This is a genomic window from Streptomyces sp. NPDC048600 (assembly GCF_055587025.1).
In genome coordinates this window covers 143,724-168,293 of the sequence record NZ_JBVJGZ010000018.1, presented here as the reverse complement: position 1 = coordinate 168,293, position 24,570 = coordinate 143,724, and the positions used below count along the sequence as shown (strand labels likewise).

Here is a 24,570-nt window from a genome sequence, read left to right as displayed (position 1 = left end):
CCGCCGATGAGGCCCCCGGCACGGCTTCCCGACATGCAGTGCCGCCGGGACGGCCGTGGCTCACCGGAACTCGTGAACCACCTTGATCTTGCCGACGATGTGGGCGTTGAACTCCTCAAGCTCCTCAGCCGGTACCCACAGTTCCAGGATGGTCCGTCCGCCTGCCTGCTGGACCGGATACCTGCGCAGGAACTCCGACTCGACCTCGAATCGGGTGACGAAGCCGACGCCGTCCTGCTTGACGTTCCAGTCCCGGGCGATCTTGACAGCGTATTCCTCGTTGAGAACGGGATAGAAGATCGGCTGCTCGGGAAGCCGGGGCGGCCACGCACGCCAGTCCGTCTCCCGCACCAGTTCCAGCTCCTTGGGGCCGGTCGGGCGCCACAGGGTCGTCGTTGCTCGCTGGTCGGTCACGGGAATCGCTCTCCGAGGGGCAGCCGCCGCGGGTGCGAAGGGCGGGGCCCTGACGGTACCGGCGGTGCCGGCACTGCGGCCACCTGGTTTCGACGACGACAGATCGGATCGAGGGCACCGCGCTCCGCCTGGAGTTCAGCCCCTGTCGTCCGGGGCTCGTTCGTGCATGATGACGGGATGAACCATGGCGACCAGCGCTTCCACGTCATCGTGCTCTCGAATTTCGCGAAGGGCTTCGACAAGTACGCGTTCTCCTACGGCAAGGCGGGGATTCCGGAGAGCACCTTCCCCGACCGGTTCCACCTGCTGACCCGCGCGGAGCTGGGAATCGGTGTCGGCAAGGCGGGACGCCTGCTGGAACGGCTGGCCATCCCGGGTGACCGGCTGCTGGTGCTGGAAACCATGGTGGACCCCGACGAGCTGGTGCCCAACGTGTCGACCGGCCTCGGCATGGAACTGCACGAGGCGCGCATCCGGTTGTCGGCGGTCCATGAACTCGACCGAGCTGGCGACGAGTTCACTCTGCGCCCGACAACGGTCGAGGAGGCGATGGCGGCCTCATTGCAACTGCACCCGGCGTCACGGCGTCGCTACGCCGACACGCGACCGCGCTCGGTCTCGGTTCTGCCGGTCGCCTCCGCCTGCCAGGCCCGGTGCTCGTTCTGCTTCTCCTCGGCTTCGATCTCCAGCGACCAGGCACCGGCACGGGTTCCGTGGGACGCGGTCGACCACTGGCTGGAGCGCGCCCGTGCGGCGGGTGCTGAGCGTGCGGTGATCACCGGCGGCGGGGAGCCCACGCTCATACCGTTCGAGCAGCAGCTGCGACTGGTGTCCGCCTGCTCGGCGGCCTTCCCGAAGGTCGTCCTCATCACCAACGCGCACACCCTGGCGAAGGGCGAGCACGCTGACCGGGCCGGCCGCCTCTCAGCCCTGAGCGGCGCGGGCCTGAGCGTGCTGGCGGTCTCCCGGCACCACCACGACGACGCGGTCAACGAGCGGCTGATGATGCTGCGCACACCGGTCGGCGCTGTGATCGACACCTGGCGCGTGGAACGCGACCGCTGGCCGGGGCTGCGGATGCGGCTGATCTGCGTGCTCCAGCACGGCGGCGTCGCCGACGCGGCCGGCGTCGCGGACTACCTTTCGTGGGCCGCGGCTCTCGGCGTCGAGGAGGTCTGCTTCAAGGAGCTCTACGTGTCCACGAGCACCGAGTCGCTCTACTTCGACCGCACCGCCAACGTCTGGAGCCGCGAGCACCAGGTTTCGCTGTCCGTCGTCACCCGGTTCGCCGAGCAGCACGGCTTCGAGCCGGCGAGCCGCCTGCCCTGGGGCGCTCCGGTCTACCACGGCAGCTGGGACGGACGGCCGATAAGGATCGCCGCGTACACCGAGCCCAGCCTGCTCTGGGAGCGCACCAACGGGATCGCCCGCAGCTGGAACGTCATGGCCGACGGACGCTGCTACGCCTCCCTGGAAGACCGGGCCAGCGAGATCGTGCCGGGAGGCGTGGCGGTATGAGGTTCGCCGAGTTCCAGGAACTCCGGCAGCGGCAGCTCAGCGCTTCACCGTCGCTTCTGGACGCCGCCGAGACGAACGTGTACCGGGCGCTCGCTCCGCTGCGACCGGAACCGCCGGGCGACATGAGCACGGTGCACCGGTGCGATCTCGCCCGTGCCTGGCTGCGGCGCTTCGAGCTGCCGGAAGAGTGGTCCGGCCGCGCCATGGTCTGTCGCGGGGTCCGGCACGGGCTCGGCGTGGTGTTCCGTCGGCTGCACGCCGTGCGAGCGCGGTTGTGGCTGCCCGGCGACGTGTACCCGGTCTACTTCGAGCTGGCCCGTGCCGCGGGCCTGGCGCCCGCGTCCTACCCGACGCTGCCCGCTCCGGCCCTGCCGAGGTCGCCGGCGGACCACCGGCCCGAGTACCTGCTGCTCGCCAACCCCAGCAAGCCGCTCGGCCGGTACCTGTCCGATACCGAGTGCGCCGCGGTGATCTCGTGGCTGCGGGAGTCACCACACCGCCACGTGCTGATCGACAGCGTCTACGACCTGGGAGCCCCGTTCGCCGCCGGCACTCGGCGACTGCTGGACACGGGTCGTGCGATCCTGCTGCATTCCGTGACCAAGGGATGGCTGTGGCCACGCACGTTCGGCGTGGTCCTGCTGGGTCCGGCGCAAACCGAATGGGCCGAGGCGTTCCGGGTGGAACCGCCGACGCCGGCACAGCTGAGGCTCGCCGACCGTCTGCTGACCGAGCACAGTGAGGTGCCCCGGCAGGTCGCCGACGAACTCGGCGCACGGGCTGAGCGGCTGTTCGAACGGTTGCCGGACGACGTGCTCGGCGCGATTCCCACGGCGAGCCGCACCTGTCCCGGCAACTACTTCTTCCCGGCCGCCATCCCGGCGCAGACGCTCCAGCGCGAGTACGGCGTGCTCGCGATGCCGGTCAGCGTGTTCGGGGAGAGCGACTGGTCCGGCTCCGTCCTGACCAGCCTCGCCGACGTCTTCGGCCCGACGCCGACGACGGCTCGAACACTTCGAGGTCACTCCTCGGGCCCGCACCGATGACGACGCGATGACGCTCCGCTGACACCGGTCTCGTACGGTCATAGCGTGATGGCCGGGGCCGGCCACAGGCCCCGGCGGGTGGCCCGGAGACGGGCTGCTCGGCCCGGCGTGCGTCGAATGGCGGTCGTGGCTGACGGTGCCGCGCGCGCGTGACCGTCTTCCCGGGACAGGGGAAGGGCCCGCACAGTCCTTTGTCCGTCGGCCTCGTCTCTCCGTTCATCCCCGCGATCATGTGTGACGCGAGAGGGAAGGATTCCGCCATGCCCAGTCCATGGATGCCCCAAGCCCTCAAGACGGACATCGGGGACCACGCGCCGTGCGACGCGGAATTCCCGGCAAAGGCGATAGCGCACATCACAGGGGACCTGACGGCCACCGCCGACGATCCCCGGGATCTGCTCCCGTTCGCGAATCTGAAGGGCTTCTTCACCGGCAGCGGCAGAGGCAAGGCTCCGCACATCCTCTGGGACCCCTTCACCGGGGCGTTCGCGCAGTTCTTCCCCGCCACATCCCGCAGCAAGGCGGTGGCCGACAAGGACGGAGGTACACGTACCAACCGCGCCGGCAAGGTCGTGATCCAGGTCGAGTCCCTGTTCTTCCCGCACTGTCGCGTGAACGGCAAGGTGTTCACGAGGCTGGTCGACACCCCTTGCAGGGGCTGGGACGAACTCCACGCATGGATCAGTTCGTGGGACGTGCCGGACGTCTGGCCCATGGGCCGCCCCACCTCTCTGTCCCGCAACACGTGTCCGGCCGACAAGTGGCGGGCGCAAGGAGGGTGGTACGCCCACGCGCATGTCCCGGAGAACGACCACGTCGACCCCGGTTCCTGGCCGGAGTTCGGGTCCCAGCCACCTGAACCGCCCCTGATCGAGCCGCGGTTCGAGCCCTTCCCCGGTGCGTCGTTCTTCTCGGCGGGGCGTAGGTCGCCCGTCATCGCGGCGATGCACGGCCGGCTCGTCGCGGAGGACTGCGGCCGGTACACGTCCAGCACCGAGTTCGACGTATGGGGAGCGGGCGATGTGAGGTCGTACACCGCCTGGCAGGAGAAGCTGGGTTTCGACGGGGCCGCCGCCGACGGTGTCCCCGGCCCGTTCAGTTGGGACAGGCTCGCAGTCCCCAACGTCTGAGGCTTCCCACGCGAGGCCGTGACCGCCGGGTGCGTTTCTGAACCAGCGACCTCCACATGCCCTAGGAGGCGACATGGTTGCTCTGTCCAACGTGCGTTTCGGCAAGACCAACGGCGAGATCAAGGCCACTCAGAACGCACTCATCGCAGTCGGCATAGAAATCCCCGCCGGTGCCACCGGATTCTTCGGCGAGCAGACGAGAACGGCCTACAGGAAATGGCAGCACATGCTGGGATTCACCGGCTCGGCCGCCGATGGATTCCCGGGATGCGCCTCACTCGCCAAACTCGGAGCCAGAGCCGGATTCACCGTCGACTGCCGCCACCCCGGTGCCATCACCAAGAGTTCCGTACGCTTCTCGAGGAACTCGGGCCTGGCGCTCGGCGAGCCCACGGCCCGCGCGTTCGCCGAGCAGGCCTGCGACCTGACCGGCGCGCCGAGGAGCTGGGTCACGGGAGTCGCCAACGGAGCGAGTCTCCTGACCCTCGTGCTCCGGGAGTCGACGTACAGGCCGAACGCGCTGAACCTCAACGACTCGAACGCGACAGGCCCCTTCCAGTCGGACGGCGCGAGGCTCAACTGCTCACGCGGCTACGCCCAGGTGATTCCCGGGACCTTCGCCGAGAACCACCAGGCGGGTACCTCCGACCGGATCTACGACCCGGTGGCGAACATCTCGGCAGCGATCAACTACATCTGGCGGCGGTACGGCGACATCTCGCGCGTGCAGCAGGCCAATCCGAACCTTGATCCGGCTCCATACTGAAGGGATAAGGTCATGCCTGCCCTGGCACCATTCCCAGGAACGACATTCTTCCGCAAGGGACGACACAGCGCGCTGATCGCCTCGATGGGCAAACGCCTGGTGGCGGAGGGGTGCGGCAAGTACCGGTCAGGTCCCGGACCCGACTGGACGGAGGCGGACCAGCAGTCGTACGCCGCCTGGCAGCGCAAGATCGGATTCGAGGGGGCCGACGCCAACGGCATGCCGGGCAAGACCTCCTGGGACCGCCTCCGCGTCCCGAGCCCGGCGCCCGCTCCCGGCGGCGGCCGCGCCGCATCACCCGTACCGGGCCGTCCCATCACAACTGCCTACCGGATCAAGGGGTCTCGCTGGAGCCTGGGCTACCACACCGGCGTGGACTACGCCGCTCCGATCGGCACCCGCTGTGTCGCGGTGCTCAGCGGTTCCATCGTGCGCCACGGATTCGACAAGAAGGGCTTCGGCAACTTCCTGGTGCTGCGCGCCCACGGATTCGACTACTGGTACTGCCATCTCTCCGAGCAGACCGTCAAGAGCGGTTCGGTCAGTGCCGGCCAGAAGATCGGCGAAGTGGGCTCGACCGGCAACTCCACCGGCCCCCATCTCCACTTCGAGAAGCGCCCGGCCGGCGGCGGCTTCGGAGCGGACGTGTCACCCACCTGGTAGCCGTCACGTCTGGGATTGGTTCACCGGCGAAGACGGGTACCGGCGCCGAATGCGGGACCGGGGTGGTCACAGCCGCGGTAGCCGGTCCGCGCTCGTGGGGGAGCGCTGCTCCTCCAGCCAGAAGAGATAGGTCCGGAGGTGTGTGGGCAAGTCCCCGTCGATGTATGCCGCGTAGGCGTGCGCAGCGGCGGCCGTGGCCTGGCCCGACCTCGCGTCGTCGGCCTCCCAGTCGGCGCGTCGGGTCACCAGGTGCTCCACGACCCGCGCCCGGTCGCGCCACCACCGCCGAACCGCATCCGGCGTCCAGTGAGCATCGCCGTCACAGCCGTAGGCGGAGAACACCTCGACTTCCGCGGCGTTCACCAACTGCCGCAACTCCTGTGCCGTTCGCGGCTGTCGGTAGACGTACTCGGTGAAGTGCTCGCCCTCGTACAGGACAAGTCCAGGGGCGTGGATGCGCCCGGTCCCGCAGTTGTCGGTCCCGGCTCCGTAGAACGGACCGGGCACGTTGAGCCACTGCCGGTCCGCCCACTGCCCCTGGAAGACGGTGCGTGCCTCGCCGAGCAAGGACACCGGATCGAAGTAGAGGTCCACTGCGGAAGGTTAGCCGGGAGTCGGTAGGAGCCCTGGCGTGAGATAGGTTGCCCGGGATGACTGAGCTTGGACCCGTCGCCTGGCCACCCGCCCCGATCCGGACCGGGCGGCTCGTACTGCGTGAGTCCGAGGCCCATGACCGTGCGGCGTTCGTCGAGTTGCACGCATCGGCAGAGGTGCACTCCTACCTCGGCGGCCCCCGGCCGGGTGAAGAGGTTGAGCGCGAGATGCCCGAAGTGCCCGCGCGGTGGCCCGGGAGCTTCGTCGTTGATCTCGACGGGGCGATGATCGGCCATATTCTGCTGAGGAGAGTCACGGGGCACCGCCGTCCGGCGGCTGTGGGGAAGGCTGATCTGGGTTACCTGTTCCTGCCGCGAGCCTGGGGGTTCGGATACGCCACCGAGGCGTGTACGGCGGCCCTCGCCTGGCTCGACGGTGTACTTCCCGGAGAGCCGGTGGTGCTCACCACCCAGACCGCGAACGTCGGCTCGATGCGCCTCGCGGCAAGGCTGGGGTTCACCGAGGTGGAGCGGTTCCGGGCCTGGGACGCCGAGCAGTGGCTCGGCCTGAGGTCCCCGGCCCCACCGGTATCCTCGCGGACGTGATCTACGAGGGAACGAAGGGTATGGACGAGGGTGCGCCGACAACCGCGCGCCTCCGCGAAGTGCTGAACCGCGCTGGGCGCGTCGTGATCGCCGAGCGGCCTCCGAGCGAGGTGAACTCCGCGGGCGTGGCGCGGACCGTGGTGACAGGCGCCGAGATCCCCGAGTTGGCACAGCTGTTGGCCATCGTGGACGGCGGTACCGGGGATCGGTGCCGGTGCCACGGCTGGCCGACGATCATGGTTCACGACGTGGACGATGAGTTGATCGCCTGCTGGACGCTGCATCACCAGACCGGTATTCGAGGGATCGGTGACTGCGATGCCGACCTGCTGGATGGTCCCGCACTCACCGAATGGCTGGCAGAGCGGGGCCTGACCGGATCGCGCGAGGTCCAGGCCGAGTTGGCCGTGCAAGAGGACGAGGAGGAGCGGCGTCGGCTGCGTTGGCTCGACGCCGCGCCCGACGGGCTGCGCGACGCGGCCATGGAACTCTCCGAACCGCCCGGGAGTGACATGGAAGCCTGGTCGGATCGAGTCGGCGACGCCGAGGATCGGCTCGCCGCACTCGTCCAAGTCTGCTACCCCGACGGGATCGAGCGGATCCGCGTCCTGCTGGCCTGGGCCGGGGTGTCCGCCAGAGCGTCCACCGGCGGCCTGAAGTGGTACGACATGGCGATCGAGCAGCAACTGCTCGCCGAAGACCCCGACCTCGTCCTCACCGCACTCGCCGCCCAGTCGCCAAGCCCGGCCCAACTCGACGGCGCGGCACAGGTCTTCGCCTCTCTGGAATGGACCGAAGCGCACGGCAGGCAGTTGCCGGAGCCCGTGCGCTCGACGCTGATCGCCCACATCGAGGCGGCCGGCACCGACCCGATGAGGTTCCGGATGCGCCACGGCTATTACGGCGCTGAGCGATCCGCGTGAAAGGCCGCTGCAGGTCAGCGCGCCTTCGCTGACTTCGGCGAGGTCGGCCCATACGGCCTCGTGCTCCACATGCCCAGCGCTGTAATGCTCCGGCTCCAATGCCCAGCCATGGCAAGATGCCCTCATGCTGATCCGAAAGGGCGATGCCGCGTAGGCGTCCCGAGGCCGTCCGTGCAGAGCGGTGGCGGCCACGATGGCAGGGGCCGGTCCTCAGGGTGCGTGGTGTCTCCGCGCGGACTCGGGCAGCGATCCGCCGAGTTGAAGACCAGGAGATGTGGCCCAACGCGGTTGCCGTTGCGCTCTCCCGCTTCGAGTGGGCCTTCAAGCAGCCCGGCCGCTACCTGAACGCCTCCGAGGTCTGTTCGCCGGGTCTTGAGGTGGAGGATGCCCGCGATGACCTGGAGAGGGTGATGCGGCACCTTCCTCCAGGTGCGCAAAGGGACTTGGGCCGACTCATTGAGCGCATCGACGAGGAATTCGAGCGCCGAACCCTGCCGGAGCCCAACAACGTGGAGTGGGCGGTGATGGGGTGGTGGTGGACCAGGACGAGAGAACGCTGACGGGTCGGTCCTGGGCTCGTGAACCTTGCCGGAAGCGGCGGAGCATCAGAAGTCCCCCCGTCACGACACCGCCGCGTCCAGATACTGCCCCAGATACCGGAACTCTCCGTCGTCGGCGCGGAACCAGAACATCGCGTCGTGGTTGTAGCCGTACCCCTGCTCGTACTTCACCGTGCGGGTGATGCCGGAGTACGTGATCTCGGGCATCCGGCGGGCGATCGCGCCGCGTTCCGTCAGGGTGGTGTCGTCCTTGTCGCAGGCCTGGGCCAGGAACATCACGGCGTCGTGGGCTTCCGCCGCGTACCAGGCGGGGTCGGTGTCGAAGCGGGCGCGGTAGGCCGCTGTGAAGGCGCGCGCGGAGGGGTTGGCCGTCGCGTCGGTGAAGGAGGTGGCGAAGACCCAGCCCGTCGCGGCGGCGCCGGCCGAGTTGAGGAAGCGTGGGTCGAGAGCGCGTTCGGTCGCCAGCCGGGCGCCCGTGAACCGGGCAGCGGTCAGCGCCGACGCGAATCCGGCGGCCCGGGGCGCGTCGCCGGTGAAGACGACCGCGTCCGCGCGCGCGGCCTTCACCTCGGCGGCGAGGGAGGCGTAGTCGATCTTCCCGGCGGCCACACGGGTCACTGTGGCGTCCCGGCCGCTCCGCCTCAGCGCCCGCTCGGTCTGGTCGCACAGGGCCCAGGCGAACTGGCCCTGTGCCCGGTCGTCCACGAGGAACACCTGACGTGAGTCGGCGTGATGGCTGAGGTAGCGGATGCAGGGGGCGGCGAGCAGGCCGTGCGGGACGCGCAGGGCCGCATGGCAGTGGAAGATGTTCGAGTCGATCGATGAACCCAGTGTGTCGGCGCCCACCGAGACGGACACGACGGGCATCACGGCACGGGTGTAGGTCTTCTCGGTGGCGCTGAAGCAGGCGTCGGTGGTGGGGCCGAGTACGGCGAGCACCTTGGTGTCCTTCGACAGCCGGGCGGCGAGCTCGCGGGCGCGCCTGACGTCGCCGCCGTCGTCGTACGGGCGCAGCTTCAGCCGGAAGGGGCCGTCGCTCTGCGCGTTGAGCTGTTCGACGGCCAGCCGGGCACCGTTGAGCTGGGCCTTCCCGCTCTCCTTGGCGGCGCCGGTCAGGTCGCCGTGGAACGCCACGACCAGTTCGGGGCGCGGACGGCCGGCTCCGGAAGGCGTGGACGGTCCCGGTTCCCTCCGGGTGCTCCACCACCAGGCCCCGCCACCGCCCGCCGCGAGGAGTCCCGCCGTCGAGCCGAGGCGCAGGAACCCGCGGCGGCCGACGGTACGCGGGATGGGGCGGGTGGCGGTGACGGCCGTCAGCGTCAGGGCCTCCGCCGACGCGGTGTTCGCCGCGTCCGAGGGGGCGGACGCGGACACCTGGGTCGGCTCGATCGCGCCGAGGGTGAGCACGGCTGCGGATCTGTCGTTGATCAGCCGGGTGACCGGTGCAGGCAGCCAGTCGGACGGTTCGGCGGAGCCTGCCGCCGTCCCCTCCCCGAGCGTCGTACGGAGCCGCGCGAGGCCCGGGCGGTCGGCCGGGTCCTTGTGCAGACAGGCTCTGAGCAGGGGCGCCAGAGCATCCGGCAGCGCCGCGGGGTCGGGCTCCTCGTAGACCGTGCGCAGCAGCACCCCCGCCGCCGCGCCGCTGCCGAACGGCCGCACCCCGGTCGCGGCGAACGCCAGCACGCACCCCAGCGAGAACACGTCGCTGGGCGGGCCGATCTCGCCGCCCCGCGCCCGCGCCTGCTCGGGTGACAGGAAGCCGGGCGAGCCGACGATCATTCCGCTGGAGGTGAGCGCGGTGCCCTCCGGCGCGCGGGCGATACCGAAGTCGATGAGCCGCGGCCCGTCCGGGGCCAGCAGGACGTTCCCCGGCTTCACGTCGCGATGCACGAGACCGGCGGAGTGCACCGTCTCCAACGCCTCGGCGAGCCGCACGCCCAGCACCCGCACGGAAGCCGGCGACAGCGGCCCGAAGAGGTCCACAGCCTCGGCGAGCGAGGGTCCCGGTACGTACGAGGTCGCCAGCCACGGTGTCTCCGCCTCGGCGTCCGCGTCCAGCAGCGTGACCACCCAGCGGCTGTCGACCTGCCGGGCGGCCTCGACCTCACGGCGGAAACGGGCCCGGAAACCGCTCTCGTCGGCGAACGAGGACCGGACCGTCTTCACCGCGGCGATCGCCCCGCCCGGCGCACGGGCCAGGAAGACCACGCCCATGCCGCCGGCGCCCAGCCGCCGCAGCAGACGGTAGCGGCCGATCCGGGACGGGTCGCCGGCCCGCAGGGGCTCCATCAGGCGGTGAGCGGCGCGGGGCCGTCGTACACGAAGCCGCCCTGGTCCACGCGCCAGACGTAGGCCCCGCTGCCGTCGATGGCCATCATGCCGTTCTCCTGGAAGGCGATGTTCTTGGTGATGCCCTCGTACTTCCCTTCCCGCACGGAGGCGAGCAGGTTCTGCCGGGTGCGGTCCTTCGCCGGCAGCGCGGCGAGGGCCTTGAGCAGCATCGAGGTCACGTCGTAGGCCTCCGCCGCGTACCGGGGCGGCGCCTCCTCGAAGCGTTCGCGGTAGGCGGCGGCGAACTTCCGTGCCTCGGGTTTGCGGGTCGCGTCGATGACCGGCGACACCATCACCCAGCCCTCGGCGGCTTCTTGAGCCTGCGTCAGGAACTGGTCGTCCAGCAGCGCCGGGCCGGACACCCGCGCACCCTGGAAGGCGCGTTCGCGGAGTGTCGCGGCGATCAGCGCTCCCCGGTCGGGGAGACCGGCGAAGAACACGGAGTCGGCACCGGCGGAGAGCACACCGTCCAGCGCGGTGCCGAAGTCGCGCCGCATGGCGCTGACCACTTCCGGCACGGACGGGTGCGGGACGTTGGCGAGCGTGTTGCTGAGCGAACTCGCCAGGGTCGTCCCGTAGGCGCCGGCCGGGCGGTCGACGACGATGCCGACCTTGCGCGAACGCGCAGTGCCGAGCAGGTAGTTGCTCGCGAAGAGGGGCAGCACGGCGTCGAGCAGCCGTGCGTGCAGGAACGAGCGGAACCCCTGGATGGTCAGATTGGTCGTGCCGGGGGACACGCCGACGACCGGCAGCAGCCCGGCGTCGTACGTCGCGAGCGCGGCCTGCCCGGTGTCGTCGGTGGTCGGGCCGACCACGGCGAGAACCGTGGGATCCCCGGTGAGCTCCTTGGCCACCCGGGCCGATGCCACCGGATCGCCCCCGTCGTCGACGGCCTTCACCTTCACGGTGAACGGCGCGTCGCCGCGCGCGTTGAACTCCTCGACCGCGAGCCGCAGTCCACGCTCCTGGGCCCGGCCCGTCGCCCGGTAGGGGCCGCTGAGGTCGCCGTGCAGCGCGACGGTGTGCACCGGCCCGCGCGAGGACGGCGTGGCAGCAGGACCCTTGCCTCCGGAGTCGCCGTCGCGGGCGGCCGCCCACCAGGCACCGCCCCCGCCTGCCGCCAGCGCCACGGCCCCGCCGGCGAGCAGCAGGAAGCGGCGCCGGCCGGCCGGACGGGAGTCCAGTGGCTCCGCCGCCGCGGACGTCTCACGCGTTTCCGGCTCGGCCGGGCTTTCGGCAGCGGCCGGAGTCTCGGTCGGCGCCAGCGTGTGCTCGATGTCCGGCAGCGCGAGCGCGGCGGCCGAGCGCTCGGCGATCAGCCGCGAGACCGCCTCGGGCAGCCAGTCGGACGACCCCTCGTCCTGAGGCGCGGCCTCGGACGACTCCTGGTCCTGGGCGGCTCCGTCGGCCGACAGCTCCCGGGCCAGCTCACCGGCGTCCGGCCGCCTCGCAGGATCCTTCTCCAGGCAGCGGCCAAGCACGTCGAGCAGCCCCGTCGGCACCCCTTCCAGGTCCGCCGGGTCGTGGACGGCCCGGTACAGCAGGGCGTCCAGCGCCCCGCTGCCGAAGGGTGCCCGGCCGGTCGCCGCGAACGCCAGCACACAGCCGAGAGAGAACACGTCGCTCGCCGGGCCGATGCCGTCACCGCCACGCCCCTCGGCCTGCTCGGGAGACAGATAGCCGGGCGTGCCGACCACCATCCCGGTCGCCGTGAGCGTCCGGTCCTCCGGTGCGCGGGCGATGCCGAAGTCGATGAGCCGCGGCCCGTCATGGCCGATCAGTACGTTGCCCGGCTTGAGGTCCCGGTGGACCAGCCCGGCCCGGTGCACCTCACCCAGCGCCTCGGCCAGCCGGACGCCGAGCACCCGCAGACCGCGCTCGGACAGCGGCCCGTACGAGCTCACGGCCTCGGCCAGCGACGGCCCGGGCACGAACGCCGTCGCCAGCCACGGTGCCTCGGCGTCCGGATCGGCGTCCACCAGCGGCACCACCCAGGGGCTGTCGACCCGCCGGGCCACCTCGACCTCGCGGCGGAACCGCTCCTTGAAGCCCGGCTCCTCGGCGTACTCGGCGAGCAGCACCTTCAGCGCCACCAGCGCGCCGCCCGGCGTACGCGCGAGGTACACCACGCCCATGCCTCCGGCGCCGAGCCGCCCGAGCAGGCGGTGCTCCGCGATACGCGCGGGATCCGACGAACGCAGCGGCTCCATCAGTTGTCTCCTCCGAGCTGGAACTTCACGCCGTCGAGCATCGCGTTGGTGGCGGCCGACGCGTAGCTGTTCAACTCGCTGTCCGAGTAGCCCTTGGCGCCCTTCACCGACACCGTCACGGTCACTGTGCCGAGGCGGGTGACGAACCAGAAGTAGGACTGCTCAACGTTGCCGTTGAGGTACTTGCCTATCTCCACGATCTGGTCGTCGGCGTAGTCGTTGCCGCCCTGGCCGTAGGGAGTGGCGGTGGACTGGAGTCCGGCGATCCACTCATCGGTACGGACCTGCTGCTCCCGGCAGCGCAGCGGCTCCTCCAAGGTGGAGGCCAGCCGCTCGTCGGCGTCGCTCACGGTGGTGTGCACGGTGACCGATGCGCTCGCCTTTACTTCGCCCTTGCCGTCGGCGGCGGGAATCTCGCTGTAGCGGGTCAGGGAGGCCAGGACGCTCTGAGGCAGTGGCCGCCGCTCCCATCGGCACTGCTCGTCCAGTACGGCGAAGGTGCCCGGGGCGCTCTCGGCCGACTGCTGCGCCTGGAAACCCGCGCCCCAGCCCTGTGGTTCGAGCGTGACGGCCGCTGCCAGTTCCTCGGCCCGGCTCTTCGTCCTGGGCACCTTGGCGGGGTCCGCCTCGAGCGGAGACAGCGGCGACGCGTCACCACCAGAGGGCGACGCGGTCGCGGCGGCGGACTTCGACGGCGCCGAAGCGCTCGGTTCGGCCGCCTTGTCGTCGTCCCCGGAACTGCAGCCGCCGAGCACCAGGCCCGCCGTGGCCACCGACGCCACAACCCCCCACGGCCAAGTCCTTCTGCGCACAACGATGCTGTCGTTGCCCATCCCCGCCCCCTCGCTCACGAGCCCCCGCTCGCGCTCGGTGATCGTACCGACGGACGCGGAGAGCCGACGCGCGGTTGCACGAACGGGAGTACGAGTCCAGGCGGCATACGTCGGCCCCGCCCTCGTCGGTTCCCCGGAGGACCACATCGCCGACGCCGCTGCCCCGGAAGGCCTGCTTCGCAGGTAGCGGCAGGTCAAGCGGAGTTCCGGTCCACACGATGACAAGCCCTGTGGCACACAACGGGGTTCGGGCTGGCCGAATGCAAATGCGCTGACAATGACTGGAATTGTGAGGAAGGGCTCAGAGAAGGAGCGGGACGGCGGGGGAGGACCTGAAGGAGGCTCGTGACCGGGGCGTCCCCCGCGATGGAGTTGCCTCGGGGGAGCGGGACGCAGCGGGTCGCTCCCCCCGGCCGTGGCGCTACCGGGGTCCCGGTAGCGCCGACGGCAGTGCGTGGAGTGTTCCGCCGGACGACGCCGCGTGGACGTTCGTGCCGCCCGGGGCGCAGACCGTGGCCAGGATCTGTCCGCCGAGGTCGAAGCTCTGCAACGACGTCCCGTCCGCCGCGTCCAGCAGATGGAGCCGGCCGCTCCACCCGCCCGCGTAGACGGCGGCGCCGTCCGTGCACAGCGCGAAGAACTCCTCCTGTCCCGAGTGCGGAGTGCGCCAGACCCACTCGCCGGTCGCGGCGCTGTGGCAGTGGACCAGGCCCGCCGCGTCGCCGACGATCACCGTGTCGGCCACCCGCACGGGCGGTGCCAGCACCGGCGCGCCGAGCCGTACCTCCCAGACGGGGAAGCCGTCGGCGGCGGATACACAGCGCAGGGTGCCCTCGCCGTCCGCGACCACCAGGCGGTCCTCCAGCGGCAGCGGCGCGGCGAGGACGGGGGCAGGCAGCACCACCGGGGACTCCCAGGTGAGAGCGCCGTCCTCGTCGTTGACGGAGAGGATCTCCCCGCTGCCCGCGGCCGACAGGTACACGTGCCGGGCCCCCGCCGCCACGGGCAGCGCGGGAGCGCCCGAGGCGTCGGTGAAGGGCCCGGTCGCCCACCAAATGCGGCGGGTCACCGCGTCGAAGTGATGCAGGAGGCCGGTGGACTCGCCGAGGAACACGCTCTGTCGGCGCAGCAGTACCCGTGCGCCGACGACGGTCCCGGCCGACCGGGACCACCACATGCGGCGGTCCCGGCTGTTCCAGGACTCGAGCCGGCCGTCGGCGTCGCACATCACCAGCACATCGCCGTCCGCGCAGAGCTGCACCGGTGCGGCGAGGTCCGTGCGGCGGATCACCTCGGCACCGGTCGCGGCTTCCAGCCAGCGCACGGCGCCGCTTCCGTCGGCGGTCACCACACCGCCGTCCTCGGTGGCCACCACGCTCTGCGGCCACTCCCCGACGCGGGCGCTCCAACTGCGCCGCCCCGGGCGGAACGGGACGGTGAGATCGGCGGCGTTGCCCGCCGCGGCCAGGAAATCCTGTAGCTCCGCCCGGTAGGCGGCCAGGCTGCGGACCACATCCCTGGGCAGCCGCAGCGTGCCCGGCGGGCCGAAGCCGTCGGCGATCTCGTCCAGCTTCGGACGGGCGGCGGGGTCGGTGTCGAGGCAGGCGCGGATCAGGCGGCCGGTGGTGTCGTCCGGCAGCCCGGACAGGTCGGGCTCCATCCCGGTGAGGCGGCGGATCAGCATGGCATGGCCGCCTGCGCCCTCTCCGGTGTAGGGAGCGTGGCCGGTGAGGGCGTAGAGCAGGATTGCCGCGATGCCGAAGACGTCGGTCGCCTGGTCGGTCCGGTCCAGGCCGCGGATCTGTTCCGGAGCGCAGAACTCCGGGTGGCCCATGACCGTGCCGAGGGCCAGTGTGACGCGCTGGCCCCTGATCCTGGTGAGCCCGAAGTCGATGATCCACGGGCCGTCCTGGGTGAGCAGGATGTTCCCGGGGTGCAGGTCCCGGTGCAGCAGGCCCTTGTCGTGCGCGGTGCGGAGGGTGTCCACCAACTCGGCCGCCACCGCGTGCACCGCGTCGCGGGGCAGCGGGCCGTGCGCGTCCATGACGCGGTAGAGGGAGAGGCCCGGGATGAAACGGGTCGCCAGCGTGGGCCGCTCGCCGACCCGGAAGTCGAGGGCCAGCAACTCGGGAATGCGGGCTCCCTCGCAGCGCTTGAGCGCCTTGCTCTCCTGATGGAAGCGCTGCATGTGCTGGGAGTCCTCGGTGAACTCCGGCTTGAGCAGCTTCACGGCCGCCAGGGTGTCGGTGCCGTGACGGCCGTCGGAGCGGCGGCCGAGGTAGACCTTGCCGAAGCCGCCCGTGGCGAGCTTGCCGAGCAGGCGGAACCCCGCGGCCTCGGGCGGATCGGTGTCCGGGTCGAGCGGGGTCACCATGGCAGCGTCCTCTCCGTCGGTCGCAGAGCAGGGTGGGTTGTCGCCCTGTCGATTGGCATGAGGTGTGAGTCCCCCTGGGTGGTGCGTCGTTCAGGTGCGGGTTCGGGCGGCTGTGGCCCTGAGCTGGTGCATCCGGTTGATCTCGTCATCGAGCAGCGACTTCCGCGCCTGGAGGTGCCGGATCTCGTCGGCCATGTCCGAGCCCTGCTGGGTGAGCCGGCGGATGGTGTGGTCGCAGTAGTACTGCAGAACCGGATGGTCCGTTTCGGTCAGGGCGAGCGTCGTCTCCAGGGCGGCCCGCTCCTCGGCGGCGCGGTCCGTCCCGGCGTCTCGGGCCCACTCCGCCTGGTAGGCGTTGAACACGGCGAGGATCCGTTCCCCGATCCGGTCTCGGTCGCGGACCGCCCACGACATCAGGGCCGCGCAGAGATCGTCCTTGGCGGCCCCGGCGCGGCCGGCGGCGCGGGCAAGGGCGGCCAGCGCGTCGCAGATCTCCGGCGTGTCCGTGGCCTGCGCCGCGAAGCGGGTCAGCTCGCGCAGGGCCAGCGTGGACCGCAGGGCGGGCAGCCGGTCGCAGATCCGCCCCAGCCACTCCCTGTCCTGGTCGGTCTCGTCCCAGTGGGGTTCCGAGGTGGCGAGCCGGTGTACGGCGTGGAGGACGGGCTGCGTGTACGCATCCGACCAGTCCAGGATGTGCAGGGTCAGGGTGCGGGCAGCCGGGCCCGGTCCCATGCCGGTGTCCGAGTCGACCGCCAGGATGCCGTCCAGCAGGTCGCGGACGATCACTGTGGCCTGCCGCCGTAGAAGCTTCGTCCTGAGTTCGGCGTCGAACGCGGCGGCGTAGGCGGCGACCCGGCTTTCCGGGCCGCTCCGGCCGGGCGGCGCCGCCGCCATGGCGGTGAATCCGGATGGAGGCAGCCCTTTGAGCGCGCACAGGACGTCCCAGCGGGCCGCGGACTCCGGCCGCAGCCCGGCCGGCCGCCGCACGAGGGCACGTCCGAGCAGTTCCCCTGGTTCTGTGCCCTGCGCGGATGACGGGCCGCGCACGGAGTGGGCCAGCGCCTCGAAGAAGCCGGGGTGTTGCAGCACCTCGTCCCCGTGGCCGCAGACGGCCGCGCCTTCCAGCAGCAGGGTCGGCGCGTCGGGCTGGCCGGCCGCCCACTTGCGGCCTGCTTCTGCCAGGCCGGTGCCGGTGTTCAGGATGGCGTGGAGCACCGGCAGTTCGGCGCTGTCGGCGAAGTCCACTCGTCGGCGGGTGTTCGGTCCGCCGCACAGCCAGAGCAGCCAGGCCCGTACCATCGGGGCCGGCTCGGGCCGGTCGTACAGTGCTCGGATCAGTCGGCTCGCCAGGCCGGGCCTCCGGCGCAGCAGCGACTGCGTCAGGGGCATGGTGCCCTCGGCGAAGGGGACGATGCCTGGCAGCAGCCCCTCGGTCACCGGGTCGGACTCACCCGATCCGCCGGCGGCGAGCACCTCGTCCATGACACCGGTCAGGATCTGGTCCAGCGGACCCAGGTCCAGCCCGGCCGCGGCGCGGGCAGCACGCATCCGCTCGAAGGAGGCCGAGGCCGCCTCCACCTGACCATCGAGCAGGCCGTTGACGAGTCGGCTCTTGTAGACCTGCGAGACGACGTCCTCGGACAGGTGCGGGGCCACCGCGTCCAGGTCGGTGTCCGGGTACGGCAGGACCCGGGTCACCAGGACGGCGGAGACCTTCTCGGCGTCCGTCCGAGGGGTGGTGCTCAGCACGTGGTCGAGGTCCGTGTGGGCCTGCCTCACGGCCAGCTCACGGTTCCGGGATTCCAGTACATCCAGGACGTACTCGGGTGTGCGCAGATCGATGATGTCCAACGGTTCGCGCGCCTCGGCGAGATGGTGGACGACCGCCTCCCCGCCGTCCTGGGTCCAGTTCTGGAGGAGCAGGTCGTGGTACGTGCGTGCCTGCGGCGACAGTCCTCCGAGGTCCGGCAGTTCGCCGCTCAGCGGCAGGCTGGTCACACCGGGTGCGCCGCGCGGGTCTCCCCAGAACAGGCGCATCGGCACCTTTGCGCCCGGGGAGGTCGAGGTGGCCGCGGAGAGCGTGCTGCGCACCCCGAAGGGCAGCAGCGCGGCCACCGAGTCCAGCATGCGCAGCACGCCGAACGGCTGGTATCCGTCGGCACCGGTCACCGCCACCGGGCCGTCCAGCAGATAGGCCGCGGCGGCCGCCAGCCATCGGGTGGTCTCCGAGACACCGGGGGTGATGTGACCGGCGACGTCGTCGACAAGCAGGTCGTCCTCGCCGAAGGCAAGTTCGGCCGGACCGGTACGGGTCTCGTCGAGGCGCTCGGCGGCGGTCCCGGCCGCCCGGGCCATGCCGTACCACCCGATACCCGCTTCCCGCACCTGCTGGTAGGGCACGGCGAAGTGGGTGATCCGGGCACGGTCCAGCAGGAAGACTCCGACGGTGCCGCCGCCCACACTGCCCGCGTCGCAGCCGATGGTGATCCAGGGCAGCCGGTCATCGGCGGACGGTGTTCCGGGATACCAGTGCTGGATGGCGGCGTTGAACTCGCCGCTGCGGCCCGGTGGATGGGCCGCGACGACCTCGTAGCCGCGGGCGGTGTGTGGCACCTTGCCCCACAGCGCCCAGTCGGCGGTCAGCCCCGATGCCATGGTGTTCCCCCTCGTACGGTGTCGGTTGCCGCATCGGCGATTCGCGGGGCCCCGTCCCCGGAGGCGGAGTACGGCTCCAGGACGTGACAGGCCGGGGTGCCGCCAGGAAACGGACGGCATGCTCGACGTCGTGGTCGCCTCGGGCGCGAGCGGCTTCACGGCCGCCAAGGTGTCGTCCCCTGGCGGCCGTTGGAGCATCGCTCGCGTCAGAGTGGCGTCACCGAGTCCGCGTCCCTGCCACCGGGCGGACTTCGGGTTGCCGACCAGGACGCCTCACCGTGACTCCGCCATCGCGCTCTCCGTCTCGTGCGAGAAGCCGATGCCGCACAGCACGGTGGACTTGCCGAGCTCGCAGATGCCGGTGTCGACGAGCCGTTCACCGCCCTGCGGCGAAGCCTCGCGCTCGCAGCGCAGCCACAGCACGACGCGATCGGCGCTCCTGCGGCCGCGCACGACGACCTGGGCGCGCGCCTGCCCGGCCTCCATCTCATGGACGACCTTGCGGCCGTGCAGCGGGATCGGCTGGCGACTGCCGGACCGCAGGTCCGTGACGATCAGCGTTCCGGACAACTGCGGGTTGCGCCGGTTGCGGACCTGTACGGCGGCCGCGGCACCGATCAGCAGCACGAGCAGCACCAGCGGGTAGAGCCAACCCGGTGTGTGGTCGGGCACCGTGCCCTGCAACTCCACCTCGGTCAGGACCGGTTCGCCCGGCGAGAACTTCGCGTCCCCGAGGGAGCCTTGGACCACCTTCGTCCACTCCGAGGAGACTTCGGCGCGCAGGGTCACCTGTGACCGGAAGTCGCTGGACCCGGAGAACAGTCCGAACTCCGAGTCCTGACGCCAGGTCAGCTGCACACGCACGGTCTCGCTCTTGCCCGGCTGCAGGGTGACGGGACCGGCCCCGCTCACTCGCGCCGACCCCGTGCCGGCGTCGGCCGAGAGCCGGACGGTCAGCGGCACGTGCCGGGCCCTGGACGTCAGTGTCACCTCCAGGGTGCGGCTGTGGGACCCCGTGGCCGACCCGGCCTCCACCGTGACCTTCCCGTTCCCGGCCGGGCGCACCCCGTCGCCGCCGAGCGACACGGCGACGCCTCGGCCGCGGTCGGGGCGCAGCACGCTCAGCGCCTTCTGCTTGCGGACCTGGTTCTTGGCGTCGTTGAGCTGGGAACCAAGGGCCGTCGGGTCGACCGGAAGGATGCGCGGCGAGGCGAAGGCGCTGCCGAGGATGTCGGAGACCCCGGTGCCTTCGGCGAGCGGAAGTCCGTAGCCCATGATCTGCCGGTCCGCGCTCAGCGCGGCGTAGCGCTTCTTGAGATCCTTCCAGGCGGGGCTCCCCAGGCTGGCGTAGGGGGTGCCCTCGGCCTTGATGGCGCCGTCGGTGAGCATCAGGACCGCCGCCACCGGTGCGGCGGTGCCTTCCAGCTGTTCGGCGGCGACGTTCAGCGCGTCGCCGTGATTGCTCGCCGACTCCTCCGCGGAGCGCGGGAGTTCCTTGTCGACGACATCGCCCGTACGGTTCGCCGGCGACAGCGGGTGTACGACACTGGTGGCCCGGCCGAAGGTGATGACGGACACCTGGTCCGCAGGCTCGAGCGAGCCGAGGAAGTCGGCCAGCCGGCGTTTGACCGTGGTGTAGAGCGGTACGCCGTCGGGCCCCTTGTCCTTCATGGAGCTGGAGGTGTCGACGAGGACGACGTAGGCCGCCGGGACGTCGTCGACCTTGAGCGAGCCGTATATGCCGTCCGGGGTGACCGGTGAGTCCGCGGCCAGCGCGGGCACCGGGCCGAGGACGGCCATCAGGACGGTGAGGGTGAGCAGCACGGCGCGGCGGGCCGTTGCCCGGATGGTGAGCATGAGGTGTGAGTCCCCCTGAGGCGTACGTGGTTCAGGTACGGGTGTGGCCGGAGGCCTTGAGCCTGCGCAGGCGTTCCATCTCGCCTTTCAACAGCAACCGCCGGTCCTCGAGCTTCCGGATCTCGTCGACCGCTTCCGAGTCCTGCCGTGTCAGCAGCCGGGTCGTGTGGTCGCAGTAGTACGTGAGGAGCGGGTGCTCCGAGTGGACACCGGCGATGGCGTTCTCCAGTTCGGCCCGTTCCTCGAAGGCGCGGCCCGCCCCGATGAATCGGGTCAGGTCCTTCTGATATGCGTTGAACACGGCGAGTGTCCGTTCCCCGATCCGCCCCTCGCCGCGTACGGCCCAGAACATCAGGGCCGCGCAGAGCTGGTCGCTGCCGGCCCCGGCACGCCGGGCGGTGCCGGCCCGAGCGGCCAGAGCGTCGCAGTCCTCAGCCGTGTCCGTGGCCTGCTGCGCGAGACGCAGCACTTCGCGAAGCACCAGCACGGACCCGAGCGGGGGCAGCCGGAGGGCGATCTGGTCGAGCCACTCCGCGTCCTTGTCCGTCTCGTCCCAGTGCGGTGTCTCGGCGGCCAGCACGTGCACCGATTCGAGAACGGGCTGCGCGTACGAATCGGACCAGTCCAGGATGTGCAGGGTCAGGGTGCGGCCGGCCGGGCCGGGGCCCTGTCCCGTGTCCGGGTCGACGGCGAGGACACCGGCCAGCAGGTTGCGGGCGATGTCCGCCGCGTGCCGGCGCAGCAGCTTGGCATCGAGTACGGCCTTCAGCGCGCTGGCGTATGTGGCGACCCGGGTCTCGGGGCCACTCGTACCGGGCGGCGTGGCGATCACGGTGGTGAAGCCGGACGGAGGCAGCCCCTTCAGTGCGCACAGCACATCCCAGAGGGCTGCGGCCTCGGGCCGCAGTCCGTCGGGCTGCCGCGCGAGCGCACGGGTCAGCAGTTCCCCCGGGTCCGTGCCGTCCGGCCCCGCGGCGCCCGGGCGCAGGGTGCCGACCAAGGTATCGAGGAAGCCGGGGTGTTGCAGCACCTCGTTCCCGTGGCCGCAGACGACCGCACCCTCCAGCAGCAGTGCGGGCGCGCCGGGTTGGCCGGCGTCCCATTTGCGGCCGGCCCCGGCCAGACCGATGCCGGTGCTCAGCATGGAGTACAGCAACGGCAGTTCGGCGCTCCCGGCGATCTCCACGCTCCGGCGGGGATCCGGTTCGCCGCACAGCCACTGCAGCCAGGACCGTACCAGCGGGCCCGGTTCGGGCTGGTCGTACAGTGCTCGGATCAGTCGGCTCGCCAGGCCGGGCCTCTGGCGCAGCATGGACTGCGTCAGATCCATGGTGCCCTCGGCGAACGGGGCGACGCCGGGCAGCAGCCACTCGGTCACCGGGTCGGGCTCGCCCGGTCTGCACACGGCCAGGGATTCGTCCATGACACCGGCCAGGATCTCGTCCAGGGGGTCCAGGCCGAGTCCTGCCGCGGTGCGGGCGGCGCGCATGTTCTCGAAGGAGGCCAGGGCCGCCTGCGTCTGACCGTCGAGCAGGTCCCTGCGGAGCTGGTCCCGGAAGGCCTGGGAGACGACCTTCTCGGCCAGATGCGGGGCCACCGCCTCCAGGTCGGGGTTCGGGTCCGCCAGCACCTGGCTCATCAGGACAGTGAGAGGCCCGGTGCTGATCTGAGGGCTGTTGAGCAGGACGTGACGCATCCGCTCGCGGGTCACCGGTCGTCCTTCGCTGATCTCCTGGGCGGCGGCCAGCGCCGGGTTGAGCTCCGTCAGTACCTCCAAGGCGTATTCGGGTGTGCGTTCGTCGGTGATGTCCAACGGTTCGCCTACGTCGGCCAGATGGCGGACGACCGCTTCGCCGCCGTGCTCGGTCCAGTTCTCGAGGAGCAGGTCGTGATACGTACGCGCCTGCTGGGACAGTCCACCGAGGTCCGGCAGTTCACCGCTCAGCGGCAGGCTGGTCACCCCGGGCGTGTCGAGCGGGTCTCCCCAGAACAGGCGCATCGGTACCTGGGCGCCGGGGGAGATCGAGGTGGCCGCGGACAGCGTGCTGCGCACCCCGAAGGGCAGGAGGGCGGCCACGGTGTCCAGCATGCGCAGCACACCGAACGGTCCGGAGCCGCTGTTGCCGGTCACTGCCACCGGGCCGTCCAGCAGATACGCCGCGGCGGCCGCCAGCCACCTGGTGGTTGCCGAGACGCTCGTGGTGATGTTCGCGGCGATGTCGTTGACCAGCAGGTCCTCCTCGCCGTAGGCCAGCTCGACCGGGTCTGTGCGCGTGCTCAGGCCCTGGGCGGCGGTGCTGGTCGCCCGCGCCAGGGCGCACCAGCCGACCCCCGTGTCCCGCACCTGCGGGTAGGGCACGGCGAAGTGGCTGATCCGGTGGATGACCCGGTTGGTGATGTCGTAGTCGGCCGATTCGTCCAGCAGGAAGACTCCGACCGTGCCGGTGCCCGCACCCTGCGGGGCACAGCCGATGGTGATCCAGGGCAGTCGGTCGCCCGCTGACGGTGTGCCGGGCGTCCAGTGCTGGATGGCGTCGTTGAACTCGCCGCTGCGGTCAGACGGATGGGCGGCGAGAACCTCGTAACCACGGGTCGTGCGGGGCACCTTGCCCCACAGCGCCCAGTCGGCGATCAGCCCCGATGCCATGGTGTGCTCCTCCTCGTACGCTGTCGGTTGCCGGATCAGGGATTCACGGGGCCGAATCCCCGAAGGAAGAGGTACGGCTCCAGGACGTTCACAGGCCGCGGTGTCGCCAGGAAGCGGACGGTGTCCTCGGCATGGTTGATCAGGGACGGGTTCTCGATGTCGAACCCCCGGTCGGGGTCCACCCAGAAGCCGACGGCGGAGCAGGCGAAGTAGCCGACGCGCTCCGGCGCGAAGTACTGGCCGATGAGCTTCTGGATCTCCGGCAGGCTGCTCTGCGGGATGGCGTGGCAGAGCCCGTCGTAGAGCCGTTTGGCATCCACGACCTGGGGCTGCCCGGTCCGCGGGTTGATCCGGATGTTGCCCTGGTCGCAGGCCAGGCGGAAGATGCGGTCGTCGTCGAACTTGGCGATGCACACGGCGATGCTGTGCGGCAGATGGTTGCCCTGGCGCTCCCTGCGCATGTGGATCTCGGTGGCGACCCGGCGCAGGACCCCGCTGAAGAAGTCGGCGCTCTGGCGGGTGTCGTGGGTGAGAGGTCCGTCCTCGCCGTTGACGAGCCACTCGCGGACCGGGTCGACGACGTAGACCATGGCACGGGAGTCACTGAGATCCCTGATCAGCTCGTCCCCGTACTTCTTCCCCGTGTCCGAGTGCAGGTCGAACGCCTCGCCGGGCATGTCGCGGACGCTGACCTGGAACTCGGTCTGGTCCCGGGCGCGGTCGGCGCCCCGCCGGAGGAACTTGCGCTTCGACTGCGAGAACCGGGTGCCGCCGAGGTCCCCGGCCAGCGTGAAGCGGATCAGGCCCTCCGGCCTGATGGTGGCGCTGGGGAACGTGCGGTTGCGGTAGAGGCTGCTCTCCAGCCTGTCGAGCACCGCCTGTGAGGCGTGGTCCTCGGGGTAGAGGGCCCACTTGCCGTACAGCGGGTCCTGGACGGCCTGGGACAGTGCGGCGAGCAGGGTGGACTTTCCGCTGCTGTTGCCACCCCAGAGTGTGATCGCGGACGCGGGTGCGACGGCCCGGCCGCCCGAGGGCTGACGGGACTCCGGCGGGCTGTCCGCCGGCGGTGTCGGCGACTTCTTGCCGCCCTTCTTCCCCCGCTTGTCTGCGGGGTCCGACGGGTCCTGGTCGTCGGCCTTCTCCAGGAAGACGCTGGGCAGCGCCCGGGAGGCGACACGGGGCGCGGCGGAGGCGCGCGCCTTGTCCTTCGGCGCGCTCTGCGGTTCCTGGCGCGGGCCGGGCGGCACGGGCCCGGGTGCGGTGGAGGGCATCGCCGGTGCCGCCGGTGCCGCCGGTGCAGCCGGTGCCGGCGGAAGGGCGTTGCGTCCCACGAGGGTGGACCGGCCCAGGATGTCGAGCGGTGACTGCTCCCGGTCCCGCCCGCGGTCGGGTTCGCCGTTCCTGGCCCGCTCGGGCGGTGTGTCGTCGTCGACCATGGATGTGC

18 protein-coding genes and 1 pseudogene are annotated in these 24,570 nt (G+C 71.1%); 9 read left to right on the top strand and 10 right to left on the bottom strand.

Annotation, left to right across the window (positions count from 1 at the left end):
* Positions 1-60: 60 nt before the first annotated feature.
* Positions 61-414: a hypothetical protein gene (locus tag ACZ6SQ_RS24120; protein WP_469565395.1), complete on the bottom strand. Its 354-nt coding sequence runs from the start codon at positions 412-414 to the stop codon at positions 61-63.
* Positions 415-591: 177 nt separating this feature from the next.
* Here ACZ6SQ_RS24120 and ACZ6SQ_RS24115 point away from each other — a divergent pair, with 177 nt between their 5' ends.
* The 6 genes and pseudogenes from ACZ6SQ_RS24115 (at position 592) to ACZ6SQ_RS24090 (ending at position 5,537) form a co-directional block, all read left to right on the top strand.
* Positions 592-1,932 carry a radical SAM protein gene (locus tag ACZ6SQ_RS24115; RefSeq protein WP_469565394.1) on the top strand — a complete coding sequence of 447 codons (1,341 nt, stop codon included), beginning with the start codon at positions 592-594 and terminating at the stop codon, positions 1,930-1,932.
* The gene (locus ACZ6SQ_RS24110) at positions 1,929-2,978 is read left to right on the top strand and encodes an aminotransferase class I/II-fold pyridoxal phosphate-dependent enzyme (protein WP_469565392.1); all 1,050 of its coding nucleotides are present in this window, start codon (positions 1,929-1,931) and stop codon (positions 2,976-2,978) included. The genes ACZ6SQ_RS24115 and ACZ6SQ_RS24110 overlap by 4 nt, the downstream gene beginning before the upstream one ends.
* Before the next feature lie 260 nt (positions 2,979-3,238).
* Positions 3,239-4,108: a peptidoglycan-binding protein gene (locus tag ACZ6SQ_RS24105; RefSeq protein WP_469565389.1), complete on the top strand. Its 870-nt coding sequence runs from the start codon at positions 3,239-3,241 to the stop codon at positions 4,106-4,108.
* Between the two features lie 73 nt (positions 4,109-4,181).
* Positions 4,182-4,874 (top strand): transglycosylase SLT domain-containing protein, encoded by a 693-nt coding sequence (locus ACZ6SQ_RS24100; RefSeq protein WP_469565387.1) that lies wholly within the window; start codon positions 4,182-4,184, stop codon positions 4,872-4,874.
* A gap of 15 nt (positions 4,875-4,889) precedes the next feature.
* Positions 4,890-5,135: pseudogene (locus ACZ6SQ_RS24095) on the top strand (peptidoglycan-binding protein); the annotation flags it as partial.
* A gap of 111 nt (positions 5,136-5,246) precedes the next feature.
* On the top strand, positions 5,247-5,537 hold the full coding sequence (locus tag ACZ6SQ_RS24090; protein ID WP_469565467.1) for a M23 family metallopeptidase: 291 nt from the start codon (positions 5,247-5,249) through the stop codon (positions 5,535-5,537).
* Between the two features lie 66 nt (positions 5,538-5,603).
* Here the strand turns inward: ACZ6SQ_RS24090 and ACZ6SQ_RS24085 are convergent, their stop codons facing one another.
* Positions 5,604-6,131, bottom strand: coding sequence for a ferredoxin (locus tag ACZ6SQ_RS24085; RefSeq protein ID WP_469565386.1), 528 nt, complete (start codon positions 6,129-6,131; stop codon positions 5,604-5,606).
* Positions 6,132-6,187: 56 nt separating this feature from the next.
* On the opposite strand from ACZ6SQ_RS24085, the gene ACZ6SQ_RS24080 reads away from it, so the two are divergent.
* From ACZ6SQ_RS24080 to ACZ6SQ_RS24070, 3 genes are all read left to right on the top strand, one after another.
* Complete coding sequence (locus tag ACZ6SQ_RS24080; RefSeq protein ID WP_469565384.1) at positions 6,188-6,736, top strand: GNAT family N-acetyltransferase; 549 nt, start codon at positions 6,188-6,190, stop codon at positions 6,734-6,736.
* Positions 6,733-7,659: a hypothetical protein gene (locus tag ACZ6SQ_RS24075; protein ID WP_469565382.1), complete on the top strand. Its 927-nt coding sequence runs from the start codon at positions 6,733-6,735 to the stop codon at positions 7,657-7,659. The genes ACZ6SQ_RS24080 and ACZ6SQ_RS24075 overlap by 4 nt, the downstream gene beginning before the upstream one ends.
* A 272-nt stretch (positions 7,660-7,931) precedes the next feature.
* Positions 7,932-8,219, top strand: a complete 288-nt coding sequence (locus ACZ6SQ_RS24070; RefSeq protein ID WP_469565379.1) for a hypothetical protein — start codon at positions 7,932-7,934, stop codon at positions 8,217-8,219.
* 60 nt (positions 8,220-8,279) lie between these two features.
* Here the strand turns inward: ACZ6SQ_RS24070 and ACZ6SQ_RS24065 are convergent, their stop codons facing one another.
* The 8 genes from ACZ6SQ_RS24065 to ACZ6SQ_RS24030 form a co-directional block, all read right to left on the bottom strand.
* Positions 8,280-10,508: a bifunctional serine/threonine-protein kinase/ABC transporter substrate-binding protein gene (locus tag ACZ6SQ_RS24065; protein WP_469565378.1), complete on the bottom strand. Its 2,229-nt coding sequence runs from the start codon at positions 10,506-10,508 to the stop codon at positions 8,280-8,282.
* The gene (locus tag ACZ6SQ_RS24060) at positions 10,508-12,760 is read right to left on the bottom strand and encodes a bifunctional serine/threonine-protein kinase/ABC transporter substrate-binding protein (protein WP_469565376.1); all 2,253 of its coding nucleotides are present in this window, start codon (positions 12,758-12,760) and stop codon (positions 10,508-10,510) included. Before ACZ6SQ_RS24060 ends, ACZ6SQ_RS24065 begins: the two co-directional genes overlap by 1 nt.
* Positions 12,760-13,533 (bottom strand): hypothetical protein, encoded by a 774-nt coding sequence (locus ACZ6SQ_RS24055; protein WP_469565374.1) that lies wholly within the window; start codon positions 13,531-13,533, stop codon positions 12,760-12,762. The genes ACZ6SQ_RS24060 and ACZ6SQ_RS24055 overlap by 1 nt, the downstream gene beginning before the upstream one ends.
* A gap of 481 nt (positions 13,534-14,014) precedes the next feature.
* Positions 14,015-15,967, bottom strand: coding sequence for a protein kinase domain-containing protein (locus ACZ6SQ_RS24050; protein ID WP_469565372.1), 1,953 nt, complete (start codon positions 15,965-15,967; stop codon positions 14,015-14,017).
* Between the two features lie 90 nt (positions 15,968-16,057).
* Positions 16,058-18,622: a hypothetical protein gene (locus ACZ6SQ_RS24045; RefSeq protein ID WP_469565370.1), complete on the bottom strand. Its 2,565-nt coding sequence runs from the start codon at positions 18,620-18,622 to the stop codon at positions 16,058-16,060.
* A 273-nt stretch (positions 18,623-18,895) separates the two neighbouring features.
* Positions 18,896-20,479 (bottom strand): vWA domain-containing protein, encoded by a 1,584-nt coding sequence (locus ACZ6SQ_RS24040; protein WP_469565368.1) that lies wholly within the window; start codon positions 20,477-20,479, stop codon positions 18,896-18,898.
* Positions 20,480-20,510: 31 nt separating this feature from the next.
* Positions 20,511-23,126: a hypothetical protein gene (locus ACZ6SQ_RS24035; RefSeq protein ID WP_469565365.1), complete on the bottom strand. Its 2,616-nt coding sequence runs from the start codon at positions 23,124-23,126 to the stop codon at positions 20,511-20,513.
* Positions 23,127-23,161: 35 nt separating this feature from the next.
* Positions 23,162-24,562 carry a hypothetical protein gene (locus ACZ6SQ_RS24030; RefSeq protein ID WP_469565363.1) on the bottom strand — a complete coding sequence of 467 codons (1,401 nt, stop codon included), beginning with the start codon at positions 24,560-24,562 and terminating at the stop codon, positions 23,162-23,164.
* Between the last annotated feature and the right edge of the window lie 8 nt (positions 24,563-24,570).